The organism is Microbacterium sp. LWO14-1.2 (genome assembly GCF_038397715.1).
Taxonomy (GTDB): Bacteria; Actinomycetota; Actinomycetes; order Actinomycetales; family Microbacteriaceae; genus Microbacterium.
Map to the genome: position 1 here is coordinate 781,957 of NZ_CP151633.1, position 23,858 is coordinate 805,814.

Annotated in this window: 20 protein-coding genes; 14 read left to right on the forward strand and 6 right to left on the reverse strand. The window is 69.9% G+C overall.

What is annotated here, in order from left to right:
• Positions 1-4: 4 nt before the first annotated feature.
• The 7 genes from MRBLWO14_RS03810 to MRBLWO14_RS03840 all read left to right on the forward strand — a co-directional run bounded on the left by MRBLWO14_RS03810 (position 5) and on the right by MRBLWO14_RS03840 (position 5,278).
• Positions 5-424: a pilus assembly protein CpaE gene (locus tag MRBLWO14_RS03810; RefSeq protein ID WP_341935136.1), complete on the forward strand. Its 420-nt coding sequence runs from the start codon at positions 5-7 to the stop codon at positions 422-424.
• A gap of 118 nt (positions 425-542) precedes the next feature.
• Positions 543-1,517 (forward strand): 1,2-phenylacetyl-CoA epoxidase subunit PaaA, encoded by a 975-nt coding sequence (paaA, locus tag MRBLWO14_RS03815; protein WP_341935137.1) that lies wholly within the window; start codon positions 543-545, stop codon positions 1,515-1,517.
• The gene (gene paaB / locus MRBLWO14_RS03820; RefSeq protein WP_251586091.1) at positions 1,517-1,822 is read left to right on the forward strand and encodes a 1,2-phenylacetyl-CoA epoxidase subunit PaaB; all 306 of its coding nucleotides are present in this window, start codon (positions 1,517-1,519) and stop codon (positions 1,820-1,822) included. Before paaA ends, paaB begins: the two co-directional genes overlap by 1 nt.
• 155 nt (positions 1,823-1,977) lie before the next feature.
• Entirely contained in the window at positions 1,978-2,760 is a 783-nt protein-coding gene (paaC, locus tag MRBLWO14_RS03825) for a 1,2-phenylacetyl-CoA epoxidase subunit PaaC (RefSeq protein ID WP_341936158.1), read from the forward strand.
• A complete protein-coding gene (gene paaD / locus MRBLWO14_RS03830) occupies positions 2,757-3,263 on the forward strand; it encodes a 1,2-phenylacetyl-CoA epoxidase subunit PaaD (protein ID WP_341935138.1) in 507 nt (168 codons plus the stop codon). Before paaC ends, paaD begins: the two co-directional genes overlap by 4 nt.
• A 16-nt stretch (positions 3,264-3,279) precedes the next feature.
• Positions 3,280-4,482, forward strand: coding sequence for a 1,2-phenylacetyl-CoA epoxidase subunit PaaE (gene paaE, locus MRBLWO14_RS03835; protein ID WP_341935139.1), 1,203 nt, complete (start codon positions 3,280-3,282; stop codon positions 4,480-4,482).
• Between the two features lie 25 nt (positions 4,483-4,507).
• Positions 4,508-5,278, forward strand: a complete 771-nt coding sequence (locus MRBLWO14_RS03840; protein ID WP_341935140.1) for an enoyl-CoA hydratase-related protein — start codon at positions 4,508-4,510, stop codon at positions 5,276-5,278.
• 22 nt (positions 5,279-5,300) lie between these two features.
• Here the strand turns inward: MRBLWO14_RS03840 and MRBLWO14_RS03845 are convergent, their stop codons facing one another.
• Together MRBLWO14_RS03845 and MRBLWO14_RS03850 are read right to left on the reverse strand one after the other, a co-directional pair.
• Positions 5,301-10,109 (reverse strand): DUF5724 domain-containing protein, encoded by a 4,809-nt coding sequence (locus MRBLWO14_RS03845; protein WP_341935141.1) that lies wholly within the window; start codon positions 10,107-10,109, stop codon positions 5,301-5,303.
• A 7-nt stretch (positions 10,110-10,116) separates the two neighbouring features.
• Positions 10,117-10,518, reverse strand: coding sequence for a hypothetical protein (locus tag MRBLWO14_RS03850; protein ID WP_341935142.1), 402 nt, complete (start codon positions 10,516-10,518; stop codon positions 10,117-10,119).
• An 80-nt stretch (positions 10,519-10,598) separates the two neighbouring features.
• Between MRBLWO14_RS03850 and MRBLWO14_RS03855 the strand changes: the two genes are divergently transcribed.
• Positions 10,599-12,122 carry an ATP-dependent DNA ligase gene (locus MRBLWO14_RS03855; RefSeq protein WP_341935143.1) on the forward strand — a complete coding sequence of 508 codons (1,524 nt, stop codon included), beginning with the start codon at positions 10,599-10,601 and terminating at the stop codon, positions 12,120-12,122.
• Positions 12,123-12,141: 19 nt separating this feature from the next.
• Here MRBLWO14_RS03855 and MRBLWO14_RS03860 read toward each other — a convergent pair whose 3' ends face one another.
• Complete coding sequence (locus tag MRBLWO14_RS03860) at positions 12,142-12,651, reverse strand: phosphoribosyltransferase (protein ID WP_341935144.1); 510 nt, start codon at positions 12,649-12,651, stop codon at positions 12,142-12,144.
• A gap of 166 nt (positions 12,652-12,817) precedes the next feature.
• Here MRBLWO14_RS03860 and MRBLWO14_RS03865 point away from each other — a divergent pair, with 166 nt between their 5' ends.
• From MRBLWO14_RS03865 to MRBLWO14_RS03875, 3 genes are all read left to right on the forward strand, one after another.
• The gene (locus tag MRBLWO14_RS03865) at positions 12,818-14,482 is read left to right on the forward strand and encodes a thiamine pyrophosphate-binding protein (RefSeq protein WP_341935145.1); all 1,665 of its coding nucleotides are present in this window, start codon (positions 12,818-12,820) and stop codon (positions 14,480-14,482) included.
• 26 nt (positions 14,483-14,508) lie between these two features.
• Positions 14,509-15,360, forward strand: a complete 852-nt coding sequence (locus MRBLWO14_RS03870; protein WP_341935146.1) for a PhzF family phenazine biosynthesis protein — start codon at positions 14,509-14,511, stop codon at positions 15,358-15,360.
• A 176-nt stretch (positions 15,361-15,536) separates the two neighbouring features.
• Positions 15,537-15,971, forward strand: a complete 435-nt coding sequence (locus MRBLWO14_RS03875) for an NUDIX domain-containing protein (RefSeq protein WP_341935147.1) — start codon at positions 15,537-15,539, stop codon at positions 15,969-15,971.
• A 15-nt stretch (positions 15,972-15,986) separates the two neighbouring features.
• Here MRBLWO14_RS03875 and MRBLWO14_RS03880 read toward each other — a convergent pair whose 3' ends face one another.
• The 3 genes from MRBLWO14_RS03880 to MRBLWO14_RS03890 form a co-directional block, all read right to left on the reverse strand.
• The gene (locus tag MRBLWO14_RS03880) at positions 15,987-16,367 is read right to left on the reverse strand and encodes a VOC family protein (protein ID WP_341935148.1); all 381 of its coding nucleotides are present in this window, start codon (positions 16,365-16,367) and stop codon (positions 15,987-15,989) included.
• A gap of 397 nt (positions 16,368-16,764) precedes the next feature.
• The gene (locus tag MRBLWO14_RS03885) at positions 16,765-18,630 is read right to left on the reverse strand and encodes an FAD-dependent monooxygenase (RefSeq protein WP_341935149.1); all 1,866 of its coding nucleotides are present in this window, start codon (positions 18,628-18,630) and stop codon (positions 16,765-16,767) included.
• A 5-nt stretch (positions 18,631-18,635) separates the two neighbouring features.
• Complete coding sequence (locus MRBLWO14_RS03890; protein WP_341935150.1) at positions 18,636-20,015, reverse strand: MFS transporter; 1,380 nt, start codon at positions 20,013-20,015, stop codon at positions 18,636-18,638.
• A gap of 152 nt (positions 20,016-20,167) precedes the next feature.
• Between MRBLWO14_RS03890 and MRBLWO14_RS03895 the strand changes: the two genes are divergently transcribed.
• From MRBLWO14_RS03895 to hpaE, 3 genes are read left to right on the forward strand one after another with little or no spacing between them, the layout of a single operon-like run.
• On the forward strand, positions 20,168-21,667 hold the full coding sequence (locus MRBLWO14_RS03895; protein ID WP_341935151.1) for a fumarylacetoacetate hydrolase family protein: 1,500 nt from the start codon (positions 20,168-20,170) through the stop codon (positions 21,665-21,667).
• A complete protein-coding gene (locus MRBLWO14_RS03900; protein WP_341935152.1) occupies positions 21,664-22,362 on the forward strand; it encodes a GntR family transcriptional regulator in 699 nt (232 codons plus the stop codon). The genes MRBLWO14_RS03895 and MRBLWO14_RS03900 overlap by 4 nt, the downstream gene beginning before the upstream one ends.
• Positions 22,359-23,855 (forward strand): 5-carboxymethyl-2-hydroxymuconate semialdehyde dehydrogenase, encoded by a 1,497-nt coding sequence (hpaE, locus tag MRBLWO14_RS03905; protein ID WP_341935153.1) that lies wholly within the window; start codon positions 22,359-22,361, stop codon positions 23,853-23,855. Before MRBLWO14_RS03900 ends, hpaE begins: the two co-directional genes overlap by 4 nt.
• The last annotated feature ends 3 nt before the right edge of the window (positions 23,856-23,858 follow it).

Here is a 23,858-nt window from a genome sequence, read left to right on the forward strand (position 1 = left end):
GGACATGATCTCCCGCGAACTCGCCGTCCGCCTCCGAGACGCCGGGCTGGGCTGGCACCCCGCCGAGGGCGACCGCTTCCAGCTCGATCTGCCAGACGAGATCGAGCTCGAAGCCGAGGCCGACGTCTTCACCGTCAGCGCGATGACGATCGAGGCGCGGCAGACGCCGAGCGGCACCGACCTCGCCTTCAACGGCACGACCGAGTGGGCGCTCGACGCCGTGACGCTCGCCGACGCCGTCTGGCTGCCGCGCGAGGATCAGCTCCGGCAGCTGCTGCGCGGGACCTTCCGTGCGCTGGTGCGTCTCGAGGACTCGTTCCGCGTCGACGTCGAGATCGCCGGCGAGGCGCGGTCGTTCGAGCATCCCGAGCCGGCCGAGGCGTACGGGCGAGCGCTCCTCGAACTCGTCTCGCGCTCTCGCTGAGCGCACCCGGGCGCTCGGACAGCGGCCGTCTTGAAGACATCGCCACCGTGTGTCAGAATAACCTAACGATCGGTCAGTAAAGAGCGATCGTCAGGCCCGTCGCACGGAGGAGTCGATGATGACCAGCCCCGCAGACCTCTCCCTCATCGAGGAGACGTCCGATCACCAGCGCCTGTTCGACGAGCTCATCGCGAACGAGCAGCGCATCGAACCCCGCGACTGGATGCCGGACGCCTATCGCAAGACCCTCATCCGTCAGATCTCCCAGCACGCGCACTCCGAGATCATCGGCATGCAGCCCGAGGGCAACTGGATCACCCGCGCCCCGAGCCTGAAGCGCAAGGCGATCCTCATGGCGAAGGTGCAGGACGAAGCCGGCCACGGCCTCTACCTCTACTCCGCCGCGCAGACGCTCGGCATCACGCGCGACGCCATGATGGACCAGCTCATCAGCGGCAAGGCGAAGTACTCCTCGATCTTCAACTACCCCACGCCGACCTGGGCCGACATGGGCGCCATCGGATGGCTCGTCGACGGAGCGGCCATCTGCAACCAGGTGCCGCTGTGCCGTGCGTCCTACGGCCCGTACGGCCGCGCCATGGTGCGCATCTGCAAAGAGGAGTCGTTCCACCAGCGCCAGGGCTTCGAGATCCTCCTGTCGCTCATGCGCGGCACCGACGAGCAACGCCGGATGGCGCAGGATGCCGTGAACCGCTGGTACTGGCCGAGCCTCGCCATGTTCGGCCCGCCCGACGACCAGTCCCCCAACTCCGCGCAGTCCATGGCGTGGAAGATCAAGCGCTTCTCGAACGACGAGCTCCGGCAGCGATTCATCGGGATGCTGGTGCCGCAGGCCGAGATCCTCGGCGTCACGCTGCCCGACCCCGAGCTCCGGTGGAACGAGGAGGCGGGGCGCTACGACATGGGCGAGATCGACTGGGACGAGTTCTTCGAGGTCCTGCGCGGTAACGGTCCCTGCAACGCCGAGCGTCTCGAACGACGCCGCACCGCCCACGAGGAGGGCGCGTGGGTGCGGGAGGCCGCAGCGGAGTACGCCCGCAAGCAGGCCGCAGCAGATCGCGCGGTGGCATGATGGCGACCCCCGGGCACGACGAGCACGAGCCCTGGCCTCTCTGGGAGGTCTTCGTGCGGGCGAACCGCGGACTCAGCCACGTGCACGTCGGCTCGCTGCACGCCCCCGATGCCGACATGGCGATCCGCAACGCGCGCGATCTCTACACGCGGCGCGGCGAGGGCGTGTCGATCTGGGCGGTTCCCGCCGACGCGATCACCACGAGCGACCCCGACGCGAAGGGCGCGTACTTCGAGAGCGCCGCGGGCAAGAACTACCGGCACGCCGTGTACTACACGGCGTCCGAGGGGGTGCCGCACCTGTGAGCACGGAACCGGACGCCACCCTCCCGGTCGTCGAGCGAGCGGAGAGAGACGAAACTCACCACGATGACGTCCACGGAGACGTGTCGGTCGACGAGCGAGCGGAGCGAGACGAAGCGCACCACGACGACATCCACGGAGACGTGTCGGTCGACGAACTGCGCCTGAGCGCCGAGCTCTCCGGAAGCGGCGCGGTCGCGGCATCCGCCGACGTCGCCGAGTACGCGCTCCGACTCGGCGACGACGCCCTCATCCTCTCCCAGCAGCTCGGCGCCTGGATCTCCCGCGCGCCCGAGCTCGAGGAGGACGTCGCGCTCGGCAACATCGCGCTCGACCTTCTCGGCCATGCGCGCTCCTTCCTCCGCTACGCCGGATCATGGGACGGACGCAGCGAGGACGACCTCGCGTTCTTCCGCGACGAGGCGGAATTCCGCTGCGCGTGGATCGTGGAGCAGCCCAACGGCGACTTCGCACAGACCATCGCACGCCAGTTCGTCGTCTCCACCTACATGTTCGAGCTGTACGCGGCACTGCGTGCCAGCACCGACGAGACGTTCGCCGCGATCGCCGAGAAAGCGCTGAAGGAGGTCGACTACCACCGAGACCACTCCGTGCAATGGGTGCTGCGGCTCGCCGGAGGCACCGACGAGTCGCGCCGTCGCATGATCCGCGCGATCGGCGACGTCTGGCCGTACGTCGACGAGCTGTTCCGCGACGACGACCTCGTCGAGCGCCTCGGCGACACCGTCGTCCGCCCCTCGACCCTGCGGGCGGGCTTCGACGAGGTCATCGACGCCGTCTTCGCCGAAGCTCAGCTGGAGACGCCCTCCACCGCCGCCTCGTCCGCGGGTGGGCGCCGCGGTGCGCATGCGACGCCGTTCGGACATCTGCTCGCCGAGATGCAGGTGCTCGCGCGACGGCATCCGGGGGCGTCGTGGTGACCCTGCGCGACGCACGCTCCCTCTCCCGCGACGACGCGTGGACGATCGCCGCGGGCGTCGCCGACCCCGAGGTGCCGGTTCTCACGATCGAGGACCTCGGCGTGCTGCGCGCGGTTGAGATCGACGGCGAGACCGTGCGCGTCGACATCACGCCTACCTACAGCGGCTGCCCGGCCATGGACACGATCCGCGACGACGTCATCCTCGCACTCACCGCGGCGGGAGCCGCCCGCGTCGACGTCCGACTCGTGCTCTCGCCCGCGTGGACCACGGACTGGATGTCGGATGCGGGCAGGCAGAAGCTCGAACGCTACGGCATCGCCCCGCCCTCCGGACGCGCGGCCGTCTCGTCCGGACCCATCCGCCTCGCGATCAGCGTGCGGTGCCCGCGCTGCGGATCGCTCGACACCCGCGAGGTCTCCCGCTTCGGATCGACCTCGTGCAAAGCGCTGTTCGAATGCCGCGCCTGCCTCGAACCCTTCGATCACTTCAAGGTGCACTGATGAGCGGGGTGCACTGATGGGATTGTTCACGACGCGTCCTGCATCGAACGAAGCGCAGCGGACCGATGCGGCGCCGCGCCCGGCATCCGCAGACCGGCCCCCTGCTCGCCGGCGCGCGACGTTCCACACTCTCGCGGTCGAGAGCGTCCGCCCGCTCACCGACGATGCCGTCGAGGTGACGTTCGCGGTCCCCGCCGAGCTGGCCGACGACTACGACCATCTCCCCGGCCAGTACGTGGCTCTGCGGACGACGCTCGACGGCGTCGACGTGCGACGCTCGTACTCGCTGTGCCGACCACCGGAGCAGCGGACGCCCGAACAGGTGGCCGCCGGCGCACCGACCCGGCTGAGCGTCGCCGTCAAGCGCGACGAGGGCGGCCTGTTCTCCACGTGGGCGCAGACCGGACTGCATCCGGGATTCGAGATCGACGTCATGAGCCCGCAGGGCACGTTCACCTCGGGCCTCGACGACCTCGATCACCGGCACGTCGTCGGGATCGCCGCCGGTTCCGGCATCACACCCCTCATGGCTCTCGCGCACACGGTACTCGGCCGGTCGGCCACGGCACGGTTCACGCTCCTCTACACGAACCGGGCCACGGTCGACGTGATGTTCCTCGAGGACCTCGCCGACCTCAAAGACCGCTATCCGACCCGGCTCACGCTGCACCACGTGCTGTCGCGCGAGCAGCGCACCGCCCCCGTGCTCTCCGGGCGACTCGACGAGGAGCGGCTGCGCACCATCCTCTCCTCGCTCATCGACCCGGCCGACGTCGACGAGTGGTTCCTGTGCGGGCCCCTCGCACTGGTCGACCTCTGCCGAGACGTGCTCGCCGACGTCGGGGTCGCGAAGGAGCACGTGCGATTCGAGCTGTTCACGACCGGAGACGAGCCGGTCCGCACCGCGCGGCCGGTCGACGTGCGCGCCGGAGAGAAGACGGTGCGCATCGAGGTCACCCTCGACGGGGTGTCGTCGACCGTCGAGAGTCCGGTCGACGCGCACGAGTCCGTGCTGAACGCGGCGCTGCGCGTACGCCCAGATGCACCGTTCGCGTGCGCGGGCGGCGTGTGCGGCACGTGCAGGGCGCGCGTGCTGGCGGGCAGCGTCACCATGACCGAGAACTACGCGCTCGAACCAGACGAGCTCGAGCGCGGCTACGTGCTGACCTGCCAGTCCCACCCCACCAGCGAACGCGTCGTCGTCGACTACGACGTGTGAGCCGACGTGTCAGAAGGAGCATGAGGTGATCGAACTCGGGATCGCAGACGATGTCGCCACGATCGTCCTGAACGCGCCGTCCACGCTCAACGCGCTCGACGAGCAGGCGCTGCGAGACCTGGGGCGCGCCTACGACGACGCCGAGGAGTCGGGCGTCCGCGCGCTCATCCTGCGCGGTGAGGGGCGCGCTTTCTGCGCCGGACGGGACATCTCGCGCGTCGACCCCCGCGACGACGACGTGATCGGCTACCTCGGCGGCCTCGTGACGCCGCTGCTGCAGCGCATGTCGACGTTCCCCGCCCCGACCTTCGCGGTCGCGCACGGCGCGTGCCTCGGCGTCGGTCTCGGACTCCTCATCGCCACGGATGTCGTCTACGTCGCCGAGTCCGCGAAGATCGGGTCGCCGTTCGCGGCGCTCGGCGCGACGCTCGACTCCGGCGGGCATGCCCTCTTCGTCGACCGCCTCGGAGCGCACCGCACCCTCGACCTCATCTACACGGGTCGGCTCATGAGCGGAGCGGAGGCGGTCGGCGCCGGGCTGTTCTCGCGCGTGTTCCCCGACGACGAGGTCGTGCAGGCCACGACGGATGCCGCGGCCGCAGCCGCCCGCGGCGCCACCGCGGCGTTCCTCGCGAGCAAGCAGCTCGTCGCCCGCATCCGTGACGAGCGGCTCGCGCTCTGGGACTCCGTCGACGTCGAGAACGCCGCTCAGGCCGCGCTCTCTGACACCGACGACTACCGCGAGGGCTTCGCCGCCTTCCAGGAGAAGCGCCGCCCGGAGTTCCGAGGACACTGAGGCCTGGACTCCGGGCGGTCGCTCATCGCACCAGCTGGCTGAGGATCGTCGGATCCTTGATCCTGTCGTCGGCAGCCAGCATGACGACCTTCGAGACGATCTCGGCCGTGCGCGGATCGTCGTCGACGAACGGGAGGAAGACGCGACCGCGATGCTGTGCGCCGACCGGGATGATGAACAGGGTGTTGCCGGGGATCCGATGCACGGTGCCTGAGCCGAGATGCACCGAATACGTGCCGAGGGCCCCCTTCACGCGCACGTGATGACCGGACACCTCGATGTTGTCGATTCCGAGCATCAGGCACGTCTCGTCCACGATGCGCGAGCGCATCTCGACCGTCGACTCCGACGTCTGCGGGTCGACGCCGCTCGAGTGCGCGACGGAGACCACAAGGTCGAGATCGCGCATCGTCTCGGAGTACACCCTCGGCGGCACCTCTTCGAGCCCGATCGCATTCCATGAGCCCACCGGCCCGAAGCGAACGTCGTCGATCGTCGCGTCCTCGACCTCTCCGGCCGTCCCCCAGGCGTCCTCCACGTTGCAGAAGACGTGGATCCTCTCGTTGTGGAAGGTGCGCTCGAATCCACGACCGTAGTCCCGCACCCAGTTCCGCGCGGTGAACAGCCCGGAGGCGCGACGCGCATCGATCTGATGCCCGACGTAACGACGCGAGGACACACCGCCCTCACCCCGCTCGTTCTCGGTGGGCGTGTAGAGCTCGCGGAACACCTGCTTGAACGGCTGCGGGCGGCCGCGCATCATGATCAGGTGCTGGAGCTCGGGCCAGTCACCGCTGGCGAGGAGGTCGACGGGGTGGGCGATGCGGAGTCCGCCGACCGGCACGATCGTCGTGCCGTCGGCGGTCACGAGGTCGGCACCCGACACCCCGAGAAAGCCCACACGCCCCTCGGCGTCGACGAGCACGAGCTGGGTGAGCATCCGGCCGAGGACAGGGTGACCGTGCAGGAGCGCCAGCTCCTCGGTCTCGAACACATCGCCGAGCACGCACGCCGCCTCGAGGGACGACCGCATCCGCTGGGTCTGTTTCTTGAGCTCTTTGGCTCGGGCGGTGAGCGCCGCGATCGCCTCGACCTTTCGGCTCTTCGCGGGCACGGCCGCGAGGGCCTTCCCCGCACGGTCGACGGCGATGACCGGCATCCCCTGGTCGTCGATCGACAGGCTGACGGTCACGTCGCCGTCCACCGCGGTGACGGCTCCGTTAGCAAGGTCGGCCGCGGTGCGCGCCTCCATCGCCCAGATCAGCCGCTGCGGATCGCGGTACCCGGCGTTGCGCGCCAGGTTCTCCAGCGCGGTGTGCACCGCGGCGGTCTCGGCTGCGCGACGCTGCGGACCGTTGGATCTTCCCGTACCCACGAACGCACGCAGCACTTCGTAGCGCCGGAGCAGCACGTCGGGGTCGTCGTCCGGGAGCGGCAGCAGCGCGAAGGCGCGCACGGCATCCTGGTGGCGCTTCTCGTGCATGCGCGTCAAGAGCTCGTTCTCATCGACATGACCGCGCAGCGCGTTCGCGAACAGTTCAGCCTGCTTGTGCTCGCCCGACACGGAGGCGTATTTCGCGGCCTTGAGTACGCGGTCGAGGCGCTCGTCGCCGAGCTCGTCGTGCATCTGGTGGAACCACTCGGCGTCCGCGCAGCCGCGGTAGCGGTCCTCCGTCGGCACCGGAGTGCGCTTCGCGATCTCCCGCGCCCGCTGATTCTCGATCATTTGGCCGAGCTCCCAGGAATCGATCGGCGTGTGCGCGTGCAGCCACCAGACCGCCGAGGCGAAACCGACCCAGCCCAGGTGCTTCTCGACGACCTCGGCCCACTGCGGAGCGTAGACGGCCGTCTCGATCACGCGACTCTCCGGGATCTTCGACCCGGCGAGCGCCCTGGCGAGTGTCTCACCGGACTCGTCCGGAGCCGGATGATGGACGCGCAGCAGGTGGGCGAACACCGCCTCGCGGTCGCTCCAGTAGAGGTTCACGTAACGGCGCATGATCGGTCGACGCCCGAGCGCACGCAACGTCGCGACGAGGGTCTCCGCACCCGTCGCTCGCGACAGCGTCGCCGCCATCTTCGTGTAACTGGTCGCCACGTCGCCGCGCGGCAGCTCGAGTTCGATCACGGTGCGCTGCACGGCCTCGACCACGGCCTGAGTCTCGGGAGCGGCATCGGTGATGGCGCTGAACGCCGCGAGCGGGTTGTCAACGGTACCGTGCGGCTCGTTGCGCACCGCTGGACGGGTGAACGCCCAATCCACGAGGTCTTCGCGCGAGGCGATCCCTCGTTCGAAGGCCGCACGGACGATCGCGAGCGGCGGGCGGAACCGGAACGGCTGGTCGACGACGGACTCGGTGGCGCCCCGATGGTGAGGGTCGGCCCACTCGACCTTCGGCCCCGCCCACTGGTCGACCGCGCCCTCGGGCTCGTCGATGAACCGGAGGATGCCCCACAGTCGGCGCAGTTGCTCGTCGTCGAGGGTCGCCGGATCCAGATAAGTGAGCGCATCGTCGAATACGCTTCTTTCCCGTGGATCCCAGTCGGCCACGAGTCTCGGGCCCCCGGAGAACTTCACGGTACGCGGGGTGAGAAGATCGCTGACCGCAAGTTCGGCTGCGGTGAGCGCGAGCAGATCGATGATCGGTTCCGCCCAGGACGCTCGGCGCTCGCGGCGGGCGAGGTGCCCGAGGAGCGTCGAGCGCAACGACGAGTGCCTGTCGCTCCCGTCCCTGCCGATGTCTCCGAGAACGCGCAGGCCGAGGTAATGGTCGGCGCCGAGCACGTCGAGCAACGCGAGTTCAACGCCCCCGTCGACGAGTTCACCGCGCACGCGCTCCCACCACGGGTCGACGAGCTCGGCCAGCGGTATGGTCCCGTCCTCGCCGGCGCGGACCTGATGCCAGTCGACGTTCTCGAGCAGCTGGACGCCGTTCGTCGACTGCACCTCGACTCCGGCGTGCTCGTCCATCCATGCCTCGAACGACAACCAGATGCGGCGCGCTCCGGGGTGATACTGATCCCAGCGCGACCGCGGTGGAGCCGAAGGTCGCACGGCGGGGGTACGCTCCTCGACACCGAATCGGAGGAGGGCCGGGCGGTCCGCATACGGGTTTCCTTCGACGGGAACGGCGTCGGTGGTCGCCTCTTCAGCGGGAGTCGCCCCTGCCACCCCCGCGACCTCCGCAAGGTCCTCGGCCGCTCGACGTTGCAGCGCCGCACCAGCACGAAGGCGCTCGACCGATGCCGCGATCCCCTCGGCATCCTGCAGCTGCAGCAGACGGAGCGCGGTCCTGCGGACGTCGTCGGCCTTGCGGGTGAGAGAGCCCTCCAGCTCGACGGCTTCTTCGGCGGTGATGCGGTCGACGTCGAACTCCCTGCGGGCGACCCACCTCACCTGCGACGAGGAATCGAAGAGGAGTGCGAACAGCGGCACGCGGTGCAGGTCGACGTCCCTGCCGTACCGCATGGCTGTCGCGCGGCGCACGTCCGGCGATGCATCCGACAGCTCGACTTCATCACCGTGCGCGTAGACACTGATGACGTCGGCGATTCCCGTCGGTGTCACCGACACCGGGCGCCGGACGAGGATGCCGGTGTCGACCTCGCGCGCGGCGGTCGACTCGCGGCGGCGCCGCCGCAGAGCGGACACCCCCTCCGGCGTCAGGGGGAGGTCGCGCAGCGCCGAGCCATTGCTGACGGGCCACGCCTGTAGGGCCGCAGTGAACACCGCCAGGTCGTCGTCTCCGAGAGCGCGGACGAGCGGTTCGGTGGTCGACGGATGCCACAGCGCGACCAGCATCCGCGCCGCGGCGAGGCGGTGACCGGCATCGCCCGTGCGCAGCAGCTCCGACGCGACGTCGACCGCCACCGCGACATCCCGCGCCGACAGGGCCCACAGGCCGAAGTAGGCGTCGACACGGTCGAGATCGCGGAGACGCTCGGCCGTCGGCGGGTTTCGCAGGAAGCCGACGACCGTTTCCAACGCCGTGCGCACGGCATCGGCGTCCCGCACGGTCAACTCCTCGCCGACCCACCCCGCCAGGGTGCGGACCGTGCTCGAGAACCGCCCGAGGCCTTCGTCGACGACGACGCCGAGCACGCGCTCGATCGCGTCGGGGTGACCGCTGTCGAGAGCGGCGAGGATCGTCGTTCGCAGGCCCTCCTCGCGCCCGGCACCACGCAGCAGCTCCACCACGACGTCCCAGGCGCGCGGGTCGGCCGATGCGAGCAGCGCGACATAGGCATGCGCTGACGGCCCGCCGATCGCGGGCGAGCCGGTGAGGCTCTCGACCAGGATGCGACGAACCTCGCTGTCGCCTGCGTCCACCGCCGAGGCGAGGAGATCGCCGAGACGGGTGTGCTCCGACAGGTGCATGAGCCAGGTGGCATGCCATGCCATCGGCTGAGGGTAGTGCGTGAAGTGCCGGATGAGCCACGTGAGACGATCCCAGCGCGAGGACAGCGTGGACGCACTGTCGGAGGAGCGGAAGGGTTGCGAGCCCCACCGGCCCTGCAGGTACGGGCGCGACCGCGACCAGTCCCACCAGAATGCGAGCGCGTCGCCGGCTGTCGGACACAGCGCCGACAGCACCTTGGTCGCCGCTCGTCCGTCCAGAGCATCGAACTCGTCGGCGAGACCGCGTGCCGTGGCCCGCACCACCGCGCTGGCCGCCTCGTCGTGGGCACCGCTCTTGTCGTTCAGGTTGTCGGCGATGCGGCGCGCGAGACGCGGGGCGGTGATCCCCCGCACGCGGACGGGCTGCGTCACTCCCTCCTTGCACGAGCAGAATGTGTTCAGCTGGGCGGTCGCCTGGTCGGCAGTCAGCACGGGAGTCCTATCCGGTCAGGGCGACGAGGCGCACGAGCCGAAGGCGGGAGTGCGGTCCGATCGTCTGTATGGCGTCGAGATCGGTGATCCGGACGTCGTCGAGGAAGACGAAGAAGAGCTGGTCGTCGAACGCCTCGATCGCGCGAGCGTGGGCGTCGTCGGGGGGAGGCGCTGCCGGCAGCTCGCGTCCCTCGTTTCCGTATCGCCCGGTCTCGGCTCCCCGCACCAGATCCACGGGCGTGAGGACCCGCAGCATCGCCGACCTCTCGCGATGCGTCGCGTATTCCGCCAGTTCGTGATCGACGAGGATACGCAGCAGGGCGCGCAAGCTCAGGTCACCCTCGGCGCCGCGGATCGCGAGCGGTTCGCCGAGCGTGCGTCTTCCCATGGCAGCGGTCTCGACGAGCATGCGAACAGTGTGGCATGCGGCGCGGACATCGGCGCGCAAGGGCCTGGGCGAATGTCCTATGTCGATGCCAGACTTCGGGGATGAAGCTCGCTGACGTCGTCGCCACCGCCGAGAAGGTGACGTCGACCTCCTCCCGTCTCGCGAAGATCGACGCCCTCGCGACCCTGCTCTCGACGGCGGATTCCGAGGAGCTGCCGGTTCTCGTCGGTCTGCTCCTCGCCGCCCCGCGGCAGGGCAAGCTCGGAGTCGGATGGCGCGGGCTGTCGGCGCTCGACGCCACGCACGCCGCAACCCCGGGTCTGTGTCTGTCAGACGTCGACGCTGCGCTCGACGAGCTCGCGGCGTCGTCCGGGTCAGGATCCGCTGCGGCTCGCACCCGCCTCCTCACCGACCTCGCCTCGCGCGCGACGGCGACCGAGTGGGACTTCCTCTCCCGTTCCATGCTCGGCGAACTGCGCACGGGCGCCCTCGCCGGGGTGCTGCTCGACGCGGTCGCCAGGGCATCCGATCGCCCGTCCGAAGTCGTGCGCCGCGCGGCGATGCTCTCGGGAGACCTCGGAGAAACGGCCGTGGTCGCGCTCACCGGAACAGAGGAGGAGCTCGACGCGATCGGACTGGCCGTCGGACGCCCCGTGCTGCCCATGCTCGCGGGGACCGCCTCCAGCCCGACCGCTGCCCTGGAGGTCACCGGCGAGGCGTCGGTCGAGTACAAGCTCGACGGCGCACGCATCCAGGTTCACCGCCACGGCGACGACGTCCACGTCTACACGCGCAGCCTGGCCGACGTGACGCACCGCGTTCCCGAACTGGTCGAGATCGTCCGTGGCCTGCCCGTCGACGACGTCATCCTCGACGGCGAGACGCTGTCGCTCGACGAAGACGGCGGCCCCCGCCCCTTCCAGGAGACAATGTCGCGTTTCGGCGCCGATGCCGCCCGCGAGCTCGCGCTGCGCCCCTGGTTCTTCGACGTCCTGCACGTCGACGGCCGCGACCTCATCGACGAGCCGCTGTCGGTGCGCCTCGCCGAGCTCGAGCGCGTCGCGGCAGAATGGCGGATGCCCGGGATCATCACCGCCGACCCGGCGGCCGCCGAGCAGCTGTCACGCGACGCGCTCGCCGCCGGCCACGAGGGGGTGCTCGTCAAAGGCATCGATTCGACGTACACCGCAGGCAGACGCGGCAAGGCCTGGGTCAAGGTCAAACCGGTCCTGACCTACGACCTCGTGGTCCTCGGTGCCGAGTGGGGATCGGGGCGCCGCCAGGGATGGCTGTCAAACCTGCACCTCGGCGCACGCGACCCCGACGGGGAGTTCGGCGAACCGGGCGGTTTCGTCATGGTGGGCAAGACGTTCAAAGGGCTCACCGACGAGCTGCTGCGGTGGCAGACCGAGCAGTTCCCCGAGCACGAGACCCGCCGCACCCAGAGCACCGTCTTCCTCGATCCGCATTTCGTCGTCGAGATAGCGATCGACGGCGTGCAGCGGTCACCGCGCTACCCGGGCGGGATCGCGCTGCGCTTCGCACGGGTGAAGAGCTACCGCACCGACAAGACCCCGGCCGAGGCCGACACGATCCAGACGCTGCGGGGACTACTGCGCGGGTGACACCCCGGCACCTGCATGGTCAGGCCGTGGGCGGGAGGCCCAGGTCCTCCTCGCGCACCGTCCCCTGGAACGACCACGGGAAGTTGATCCACAGGTCGGTGTCCTTCCAGGCGTAGTCCGGCTGGATGATCGTCGACGGCTTCGTGTAGATCGTCACCGACCGCACGTCGGCGCCCCTGTCCTTCAACAGCTGCACCGCGAGCGCGAGCGTCCGCCCCGAATCGGCGACGTCGTCGACGAGCAGCACGCGGCGCCCGTCGAGGTAGTCCATGTCGAGGGCGGGCGGCAGCACCTCCGGCGCGTCCAGCACCGTCCCGATCCCGGTGTAGAACTCGACGTTGATCGCGCCGCAGTTCTTCGCTCCGAGCCCGTAGGCGATGGCCCCGGCCGGCAGCAGTCCCCCGCGGGCGATCGCCACCACGACCTCCGGTTCGAAGCCGCTCTCCAGGATCGACCGCGCGAGATCCCGCGTCGCCGAACCGAAACCATCCCAGGTGAGCGTCTCGCGCTCGATCGAAGCATCCGTCACCGGTCCATTCTCCCTCACGCTCCCCGGCGCCCGACCCGCACTAGAATCGAGGAGTCCGGCTCCGAGCCGGTGCCTGAAAAAGAGGCACGAAGCCCCTCGCAGCGACGCGGCGGCGAGACACATACGGAACGCATCTCTCTCCGTCACTGTCTCGAAAGGCCCTCGCATGCCCACCGTGTCCGCGCACGTCGCCCTCACCCTCGCCCAGCACATCGACGCCGTCTTCGGCGTCATGGGCAACGGCAACGCCTACTTCCTCGACGCTCTCGAGACCCGCACGGATGCCGTGTTCACCGCGGTCCGCCACGAGCAGGGCGCCGTGGTCGCCGCCGACGCCCACTTCCGCGCCTCAGGGCGCATCGCGGCCGGCACCTCCACCTACGGCGCCGGGTTCACCAACACCCTCACCGCGCTGGCCGAGGCCGTGCAGGCGCACGTGCCCCTCGTGCTCGTCGTCGGCGACGAGCCGACCTCGGGCCCCCGGCCGTGGGATGTCGATCAGATCGCCCTCGCCTCCGCGGTCGGCGCCCGCACCTATACCGTCGGACGAGCGGATGCCGCAGCCACCACCGTCATCGCCATCGAGCACGCCCTGACCTATCGCGTGCCCGTGGTGCTCGCGATCCCCTACGACGTCGCGGCCCTGGAGGCCGGCCCCGTCCCTGCCGCGCCGGAGCCCCGCATCCCCGCACCGCTGGCTCCTCGTGGAGCCTTCGCGGAGGGCATGCTCGACGAGATCGCCGCCGCCCTGCGCGGCGCTGCGCGTCCGTTCCTGCTCGCCGGCCGTGGAGCGTGGCTGGCCGGAGCGAGCGACGCCCTCGGAGAACTCGCGGCCCGCACCGGGGCCCTGACCGCCTCGTCGGCGCTCGGCCGCGGAGTCTTCCCCGAGACCGCCTACGACCTGGGCGTCACGGGCGGTTTCGGCGCCGACGGAGCCATGGAGCTCGTGGGCTCCGCCGACGTCGCGGTGGTGTTCGGAGCGTCGCTCAACCAGTTCACGATGCGCTTCGGCGAACTGTTCGCACCCGGCACCCGCGTGTTCCAGATCGACACCGCGCCGGCGGCGACGCATCCGCACGTGGGCGGCTTCGTGCGAGCCGATGCCCGGCTCGCCGCAGAAGCACTGTTGACTCGACTGCGAGCCGAAGATGCACCGTCGCACACCGCAGCTGGCCCGTGGCGCGAATCCGTCGACGTCACCGCGGCGCGCGCCTACGAGACCGGTGACGAGCTCGCACCCGATGGCCGGCTCGACCCGCGGTCGGCGGCCACGCGCATCGGCGAGCTGCTGCCGGACGACCGCGTCGTCGTCTCGGACGGCGGCCACTTCATCGGCTGGGCGAACATGTACTGGCCGGTCGCCGCGCCCGATCGCATGATGATGGTCGGCACCGCCTTCCAGTCGATCGGTCAGGGCTGGCCGAGCGTCGTCGGCGCCGCCCTCGCCCGCCGCGACTCCACGATCGTGCTCACCTCGGGCGACGGCGGAGGGCTCATGGCGATCGCCGACCTCGAATCCGCCGTCAGAGCAGCCGGCGGCCGAGGCATGGCGGTCATCTGGAACGACGCCGCCTACGGTGCCGAGGTGAACCTCTACGGCCTCAAGGGCCTGGCGGAGGGACCGATGCGCATCCCCGAGGTCGACTTCGCCGCGTTCGGTGCTGCGGTCGGCGCGGAGGGCGTTGTCGTGCGCACCCTCGGCGACCTGGAGCGCCTGCGCACCTGGGCGGCCGAAGCGCCCGCCGATCGCCGCTTCCTCCTCCTCGACCTGCGGATCTCGGGCGACGTGATCGCGCCGTATCAGCAGGAGATCATTCGCGTGAACTCCTGACCGCGCCGTCTCGGTAGGCTCACGACATGACCGATTCCGATGTGCTGCGCTACAGCGCTTTCGCCGCGACGCCCGACGGAGGAAACCCCGCCGGCGTCGTCCTCGACGCCGCAGGTCTGAGTGCCGAGCGGATGCAGCAGATCGCCGCCGAGGTCGGATACTCCGAGACCGCGTTCATCGTCGCGCGCGCCGCCGATGCGCCGACTCCCCGATACCGGGTGCGCTACTGGTCGCCCGCCGCGGAAGTGCCGTTCTGCGGACACGCGACCGTGGCCACAGCCGTCGCCCTCGCCGAGCGCGACGGGGTGGGCGACGTGGTCTTCGACACGGATGCCGGGCCGATCACGCTGCATTCCCGCATCGCCGATGGCGACGTCGTCGTGTCGTTCACGAGCGTCGCCCCCGAGGTGCGCGCGCTCGACGACGACGTGCTCGACCGGCTGCTCGCGCTTCTCGGAATTGCCCGCGCCGACCTCGATCCCCGCTTCCCGCCGAAGGAGTCGTTCGCGGGCAACTGGCACCCCGTCGTGACGATCGCCGGCCGGGAGCTGTTCGACCAGTTCCGGTTCGCGCCGCCGCAGATGGCTGCGCTCATGCGCGAGCAGAGCTGGCTCGGCACGGTGACCGTACTGCACGCCATCGGTCCCACTGACTTCGACGCGCGCAACCTGTTCCCCGTCGGCCGCATCACCGAGGACCCGGCGACCGGCTCCGCCGCGGCATCCGTCGGCGCGTACCTTCGCGATCTGGGCTACCCCGAGCGCAGCATCCGCATCCACCAGGGAGCCCACGTGCGCCGGCCGAGCCTGCTCGCAGTCACGATCCCCGACGTCGGCGGCATCGAGGTGACCGGTGGTGCGACCAGGCTGCAGGGCTGACGATCCAGCCCGGCAGGCATCCTCTGCCCACGGCCCCTGCCCCAGCCCGACCTCTGTCCCTCCCCGCACCTTCTGCGGCCACGGGTGACTTCTGCGGCCACGCCGAGCGCGAACGGCCGCAGAAGTGACCGATCACCGCAGAACGTGAGCGTGCGTCGCTGCGCTAACCTGCCGGGATGCCTGCCATCCGCAACATCGCCGTCGGTCTTCCCCTCAAGCAGGGTCACGTGCTCGCGCTCGAGGGGTATGACGGCTCCCGCGACCTCCACTTCCTCCGCGCGATCGGCGGGGGAATCGAATTCGGCGAGACCGCCGTCAAGGCACTGCATCGCGAGTTCATGGAGGAACTCGGAGTCGAGCTCGACAGCGCGGAACCGCTGGGCGTCTTCGAGAACATCTTCACCTACAAGGGCGAGCCGGGACACGAGATCGCCCACGTCTTCGCCCTGACGAGCAGCGCGCTGGATGCCGTGCCGCTCGACGCCGTGTTGGAGATCCTCGACCAGGGCAGTCCGGTGCGGTGGATTCCCGTCGCCGACATCACCTCCGGCGCCCGCGTGCTGTTCCCCGCCGGCGCCCCGGAAGCGCTGCTCGCCCTCGCGGAGCGATGACGAGCAGCGAGGAGGTCAGGACTGCGCGCTGTAGTCCGGGAGCTCCTGCAGAGTCCACGTGTTGCCGTCCGGGTCGTCGAACCAGACGAACCGCCCCCAGCCGAGGTCTTCCACTCCCCTGGCCCCGACCCCCTGGGCGGTCAGCTGCGCCTTCGCCTCTTCGGCGTTGGGAACCACGACCTGGATCGTCTTCTGCTGACCCGGCTCGAGCGGGATGTCGAGCCCGGTGCCGAACGCGATCGAGCACGCCGACCCGGGCGGGGTCATCTGCACGAACCGCAGCCCCTCGGTCGGCGTGTGATCGTGATCGGGGTTGAACCCGATCTTCGTGTAGAACTCCTTCGCACGGTCGACATCGCTCACCGGCACGAAGATGAGCTCGATCTTCCACGACATGGCACACACCCTTTCCGGCGGGCGACCTCGCCCGACGGGACTCACCGTACGCCGGGCCACCGACATCGCACCAGTGCTCGCGCCGCCCTCTGGCGGTATATCGGAATGGCGACAGCATCCCGCCGCGAGCGAACCGGAGATCACACGCAACGAAGGAGATCACACACAACGAAGGAGATCACGCGTAACGAAGGAGATCACACGCAACGAAGGACCCGAGCGCGGGGAATCTCCTGCATTATGGGCGTTCTCCTTCGATACGCGCGATCTCCCGCATCACGGGCGATCTCCCGCATCACGCGCGATCTCCCGCCTCACGCGCGATCTCCCGCGTCACGCGCCACACCCACGAGCCCGTGCACCCACGAGAGGGCGCGCACTCGCGGCGGCGGACCGCTCAGGATGCCGGCAGCAGCATCCCCTCCAGGAACGCACCCAGCTCGTCGACCGCGCTGAGCGGCAGCACCGCCGCCACGTACTGGTCGGGGCGCACGACCACGACGACCCCGTCACGGGACAGCTCACGGGCCTCGAAGATGTCGACCTCGGTCCACTTCGAAGGTCCGGCCGCATAGACCTTCTCCCAGTCGGTGAGCCCGAGCGGCCCGGTCCGCGGCTGGAACAGCGCCGGCGCGGTCGTGACCTCGACCTCCTCGTAGGGCTGCTGATACACGGCTTTCACGTCGAACACGGCGTCGACATCGGCATCCGACGGGGTGTACCGCGCGAACACCGCAGCGGCCTCCTCCGCCCACGCGGCGAGCGCCGACCCGTCGCGGTCGCCGAACGCGTAGACACGCCACCGCCCGTCGGCGCGGGCGTGGTGCCCGAGATGGGTGACGTTGCCGTCCGCCACGCGCACGACCTCCGCTGAAGCGAACCTCTTGCCGACCGGGAATCCCGCCGCGAGCCGCTGATGCGCATCCGACGCGGTGATCATCGACGGCGTGTACTGCGTCATGAACCCGGAGGGGAACTCGGCGGTCGCGAGGTAGTAGGTCGCGAGGTCACCGGGGTCGGTGATCTCCGAGGGCTTGCGCGCCATGAGCGACGACCACTCCCGGTCGAAGTCGATGAGCTGCTGCGCGACCGGCCGCCGCTCGGCCGAGTAGGTCGCGAGCAGGGCCTCCGGCGCCAGCCCGGTGAGTACCGATCCGAGCTTCCAGCCCAGATTGAAGCCGTCCTGCATCGACACGTTCATGCCCTGTCCGGCCTTGGCGCTGTGGGTGTGGCAGGCGTCTCCGGTGAGGAAGACCCGCGGCGTGCGCCCCGAGCCGTCGATCACGTCGTCGAAGCCGTCGGTCACGCGGTGCCCCACCTCGTAGACGCTGTGCCAGGCGACCTCCTTCACGTCGAGCGTGTAGGGGCGAAGGATGTCGTTGGCCCGCCGGATGATCTCCGCGATGGGCGTCTGGCGCACGCGGTGGTCGTCATCGGCCGCGACCTCGCCGAGGTCGATGTACATGCGGCTGAGGTAGCCGCCCTCGCGAGGGATGTGCAGGATGTTGCCGGCCTCGGAGTTGATCGCGCACTTGGTGCGCCAGTCGGGGAAGTCGGTGTTCACGAGCACGTCCATGACGCCCCAGGCGTGCGCGGCGCTCGCGCCGACGTGCGTGCGGCCGATGGCCTGGCGCACTCCGCTCCGCGCGCCGTCGCACCCGACGACGTACTTCGCGCGGATCGTGCGCTCCTGGCCCGCCCGCTCCCCGGCCGAGTGGCGCACGCCCACCTCGACCGGGTAGTCGCCCTCCTCGTGCACGGTGAGGCCCGTGAACTCGACGCCGTAGTCGGGCGCGATGCGCCCCGGCCCGTTCGCGGCGGCCTCCGCGAAGTAGTCGAGCACGCGCGCCTGGTTCACGATCAGGTGCGGGAACTCGCAGATGTCGTACGCGTAGTCGGCGGTGCGCGCCGTACGGACGATCTCCTCGGGCTTCTCGGGGTTCGGCCCCCAGAAGTTCATCCAGCCGATGTTGTAGGCCTCGGCGATGATCCGCTCCGCGAACCCGAACGCCTGGAACGTCTCCACGCTGCGCGGTTGGATGCCGTCGGCCTGCCCCAGCACGAGGCGGCCGTCGCGCTTCTCGATGATCCGCGTGGTCACGTCCGGATACTGCGACATCTGGGCGGCGAGGAGCATCCCCGCCGGCCCCGACCCGACGATGAGGACGTCGACCTCGTCCGGCAGATCGGCCGGACGGTCGGCGGAACCCGCCGGCAGCACGCGCGGGTCTCCGGACACATAGCCGTGGTGGTGGAACTGCATCGGGGTCACACCCTCGCCAGGCCGTAGACGGGACTCACCGACTGCTCCTCTTCGTGGTCGGGTCCGAGCGGGATCCGCGAGCGGTCGCGCAGCAGCAGCGTGGCGACGAGTCCGAGCACGGTCATGCCCGCGAGGTACCAGGTGACGGCTTCGGTCGAGCCGGTCGCGCCGACGATGGCGGTGGCGATGGTCGGGGCGAAGGCGCCGCCGGCGATCGCGCCGATCGCGTACGAGATCGAGACGCCCGAGAAGCGGATGCTGGCGGGGAACAGCTCCGTGTACAGCGCCGCCTGCGGGCCGTAGGTGAAGCCGAGGCCGATCGTGAGGATCGCGAGGCCCGCGAACAGCAGACCGATCTGCCCCGTGTTGACGAGCGGGAACAGCGCGAACACGCCGACGAGCTGCAGGATCCAGCCGATGATGTAGGTGGTGCGCCGGCCGATGCGGTCGGAGATCCAGCCCGCGAGCAGGGTCGTGATGAGCCACGTCACCGCGGAGCCCGCGACGGCCCACAGCACGGGGCCGCGCTCGAGGCCGATCGGCCCCTCGGCGTTCGTGGCGTAGCCCTGGATGTATCCGCCGGTGGTCATGTATCCCACGGCGTTGTTGCCGGCGAACACGAACGCCGCGATGATGACGAGCAGCAGGTGCTTCCTGAACAGCTGCACGATCGGCATCCTGGCCTTCTCCTTGCGCTCGGCGAGCTCGGCGAACACCGGGCTCTCCTCGACACGACGACGCACGTAGTAGCCGACGAGGATCAGCACGACGCTGAGCAGGAAGGGCACGCGCCATCCCCAGGTGAGGAACTGGTCGCCCGGCGCGATCGCCGTCATGAGCGCCATCACGCCCGACGCGAGCAGCAGGCCGAGCGGCACGCCGATCTGCGGCGAGGCGCCGAAGATGCCGCGCTTCGCCTTGGGGGCGTGCTCGACGGCCATGAGCACGGCGCCGCCCCACTCGCCACCGGCCGAGATGCCCTGGATGATGCGCAGCAGCACCAGCAGCACGGGGGCGGTGATGCCGATCGCCTCGTACGTGGGGAGGATGCCGATGAGGGCGGTCGCGGCACCCATGAGGATGAGTGTCCACATGAGCACGGACTTGCGTCCGAGCTTGTCGCCGTAGTGCCCGGCGAGGAACGCTCCGAGCGGGCGGAACAGGAAGCTCACACCGACCGTGGCGAAGGCGATCAGCGCGCTGTTGGCGCCGAGGGGCGCGAAGAAGAGCTGACCGAAGACGAGTCCGACGGCGGTGGCGTAGATGAAGAAGTCGTACCACTCGACCGTGGTTCCGACGACGGTGGCGAAGACGACGCGACGCCGGTCGGCTGCCGTCGCGATGGTGCCGGTGGGGGTGAAACCGGCTTGTGGCTGCCCGCTCATGGGGTATCTCCTTTGATGGTGACCGCACTGTCACGGCACGCCCCTCGATCGGGTCGAGTGCTTGCCTGGCGTGGACACGATGATATACGATTTCGAATACGACGCACAAGCGTCCGGCACGACACCGCAGACGACGCGCGAGGAGGCGCCCCGTGACGGCATCCATCACCCGCCCCGGCAAGATCATCGCGATCCATCTGAGCTACGGATCCCGCGCCGATCAGAGGGGCAGGCGCCCCGCCGCCCCGTCGTACTTCTTCAAGCCGGCGAGTTCCGTCGGCGTCTCCGGGGGAACCGTCGAGCGTCCAGCCGGCACCGAGCTGCTCGCCTTCGAGGGCGAGATCGCGCTCGTCATCGGCGCCCCCGCGCGCCGGGTCGCGCTCGCCGACGCATGGGACCACGTCGCGTGGGTCACCGCATCGAACGACCTCGGCCTCTACGACCTGCGCGCCAACGACAAGGGCTCCAACGTGCGCTCCAAGGGCGGCGACGGGTACACCCCGCTCGGACCGGAGCTCATCGACGCCCGCACCGTCGACCCGACTGCCCTGCGCGTCCGCGCCTGGGTCAACGGAGAGCTGCGGCAGGACGACACCACCGCCGGCCTGATCTTCCCGCTCGCGCAGCTCGTCGCCGACCTCTCGCAGCACTTCACGCTGGAGACCGGCGACGTCATCCTCACCGGGACTCCCGCCGGGTCGTCGGTCATCGTGCCGGGCGACGTCGTCGAGATCGAAGTGGATGCCCCGGATGCCGCGGGCGCGCCCTCGTCAGGACGCCTCGTCAGCACCGTGGTCCAGGGCGACGTGCCCTTCGATCCGGAGCTCGGCTCGCTGCCCGCAGTCGACGACCTCCAGCGCACCGAGGCCTGGGGGTCGGCAGAGGCGGCCGGACTCGCGGCATCGACCGACCCGTCGTCGCGCGAGGAGCGCAGCGACGAGACGAAACGCCGCGAGAGCCACGGAACCCTCTCCCCCGAACTCCGCCGGAAGCTCCTCGCCGCCCCGACCGCCGGCCTCTCCGCGCAACTGCGAAAGCGCGGCCACCACTCCTGCTTCGTCGACGGCCTCGCCGCGAACATCCCCGGCGTGAAGATCGTCGGCACGGCGAAGACGCTGCGGTTCGTGCCGTTCCGCGAAGACCTGTTCGCGGCGCACGGCGGAGGCTACAACGCGCAGAAGCGCGCGTTCGACGCGGTCGGCGAGGGCGAGGTCATCGTGATCGAGGCGCGAGGCGACGCGACGAGCGGCACCCTGGGCGACATCCTCGCGCTGCGCGCCCAGACCCGCGGCGCGGCCGGCGTCGTCACCGACGGAGGGGTGCGCGACTTCGACGCGGTCGCCGAGATGGGGCTCCCGGTGTTCTCGCAGGGCGCGCACCCCTCGGTGCTCGGTCGCCGTCACGTCCCGTGGGACGTCGACGTCACGATCTCGTGCGGCGGGGCGACCGTGCAGCCGGGCGACGTCATCGTCGCCGACAGCGACGGCGTGATCGTCATCCCGCCGGCGCTGGTCGAGGACGTCGTCGACGCGACCCTCGCCCAGGAGGACGAGGACACGTGGATCGCCGAGCAGGTCGCCGCCGGTCACCCGGTCGACGGGCTCTTCCCGATGAACGCCGAGTGGCGCGCGCGGTACGAGGCCCGGTCGTGACCGCGGTGGCGACGAGCAAGTCCGAGGTCGCGTACGAGTGGATCCGCTCGCGCATCACCGGCCACATGTTCAGCCCCGGGTACCGGCTCGTGCTTGGCTCGATCGCCGAGGACCTGAAGATGAGCGTCGTCCCGGTGCGCGAGGCCATCCGCCGTCTCGAAGCCGAGGGGCTCGTCACGTTCGAGCGCAACGTCGGCGCACGGGTCACCCTCGTCGACGAGAGCGAGTACGCGCACACCATGCAGACGCTCGGGATCGTCGAGGGTGCGGCCACCGCGCTCTCCGCTCCCCTGCTCGACGAGGACGCTCTCGACGAGGCCCTGCGGATCAACGACCGCATGGCGCGGATGCTCGACCACTTCGACGCGCACGCGTTCACCGAGCTCAACCGGCAGTTCCACTCCGTGCTGTTCGAGCCGTGCCCCAACCCGCATCTGCTGGAGCTCGTGCACCGTGGATGGTCGCGGCTCTCCGGCATCCGCGACTCGACGTTCGCGTCGGTGCCCGGTCGCGCTCACCACTCCGTCGAGGAGCACGCGCAGATCGTCGAACTGATCCGCATCGGCGCCGACCCCCTGGAGATCGAGCTCGCGGCTCGCAACCATCGCTGGCGCACGAGGGACGCCTTCCTCGACGCCCTGCACACCCGTACGCCTCACCCCGGCTTCCTTGACACCTCTGGAGACGAGTCATGACCGATTCCCGCATCCCCGCAGACCTGCCCGACCACATCCAGCACTACATCGACGGCGCCTTCGTCGACTCGGTCGACGGCGACACGTTCGACGTGCTCGACCCCGTCACCAACCAGAGCTACACGACGGCGTCCGCCGGCAAGAAGGCCGACATCGATCTCGCCGTCGCCGCAGCGACGCGCGCCTTCCAGGAGGGCCCCTGGCCCCGGATGCTGCCGCGCGAGCGCTCGCGCGTGCTGCACCGCATCGCCGACATCGTGGAATCGCGCGACGCGCGCCTCGCCGAGCTCGAGTCGTACGACTCGGGCCTCCCCATCACGCAGGCCCTCGGCCAGGCCCGCCGCGCCGCCGAGAACTTCCGCTTCTTCGCCGATCTGATCGTCGCCCAGTCCGACGACGCCTTCAAGGTCCCCGGCAAGCAGATGAACTACGTGAACCGCAAGCCGATCGGCGTCGCGGGCCTCATCACGCCCTGGAACACGCCGTTCATGCTCGAGTCGTGGAAGCTCGGCCCGGCGCTCGCCACCGGCAACACCGTCGTGCTCAAGCCCGCCGAGTTCACCCCGCTCTCGGCGTCGCTCTGGGCGGGGATCTTCGAGGAGGCAGGTCTGCCCCAGGGCGTCTTCAACCTCGTCAACGGGCTGGGCGAGGATGCCGGCGACGCGCTCGTGAAGCATCCGGACGTCCCCCTCATCTCGTTCACCGGCGAGAGCCGCACGGGGCAGATCATCTTCGGCAACGCGGCGCCGTACCTGAAGGGCCTGTCGATGGAGCTCGGCGGCAAGTCGCCGGCAGTCGTGTTCGCCGACGCCGACATCGAGGCAGCGGTGGATGCCACCATCTTCGGCGTGTTCTCGCTCAACGGCGAGCGCTGCACCGCCGGGTCCCGCATCATCGTCGAGCGGTCGATCTACGACGAGTTCGTCGAGCGCTACGCAGCACAGGCGAAGCGCGTGAAGGTCGGCTACCCGCATGACCCCGCCACCGAGGTCGGCGCCCTCGTGCACCCCGAGCACTACGACAAGGTGATGAGCTACGTCGAGATCGGCAAGACCGAGGGCCGCCTCGTCGCCGGCGGCGGCCGTCCGGACGGGTTCGAGGAGGGCAACTTCGTCGCCCCGACCGTGTTCGCCGACGTCTCTCCCGACGCACGCATCTTCCAGGAGGAGATCTTCGGCCCGGTCGTCGCGATCACGCCGTTCGACTCGGACGACGATGCTCTCGCGCTCGCGAACAACACGAAGTACGGCCTCGCGGCGTACATCTGGACCAACGACCTGAAGCGCGCCCACAACTTCGCGCAAACGGTGGAGGCCGGCATGGTGTGGCTCAACAGCAACAACGTGCGCGACCTCCGCACCCCGTTCGGCGGCGTGAAGGCGTCCGGCCTCGGTCACGAGGGCGGCTACCGCTCGATCGACTTCTACACCGACCAGCAGAGCGTGCACATCACACTCGGCGGGGCGCACAACCCCACTTTCGGCAAGAACTGACGA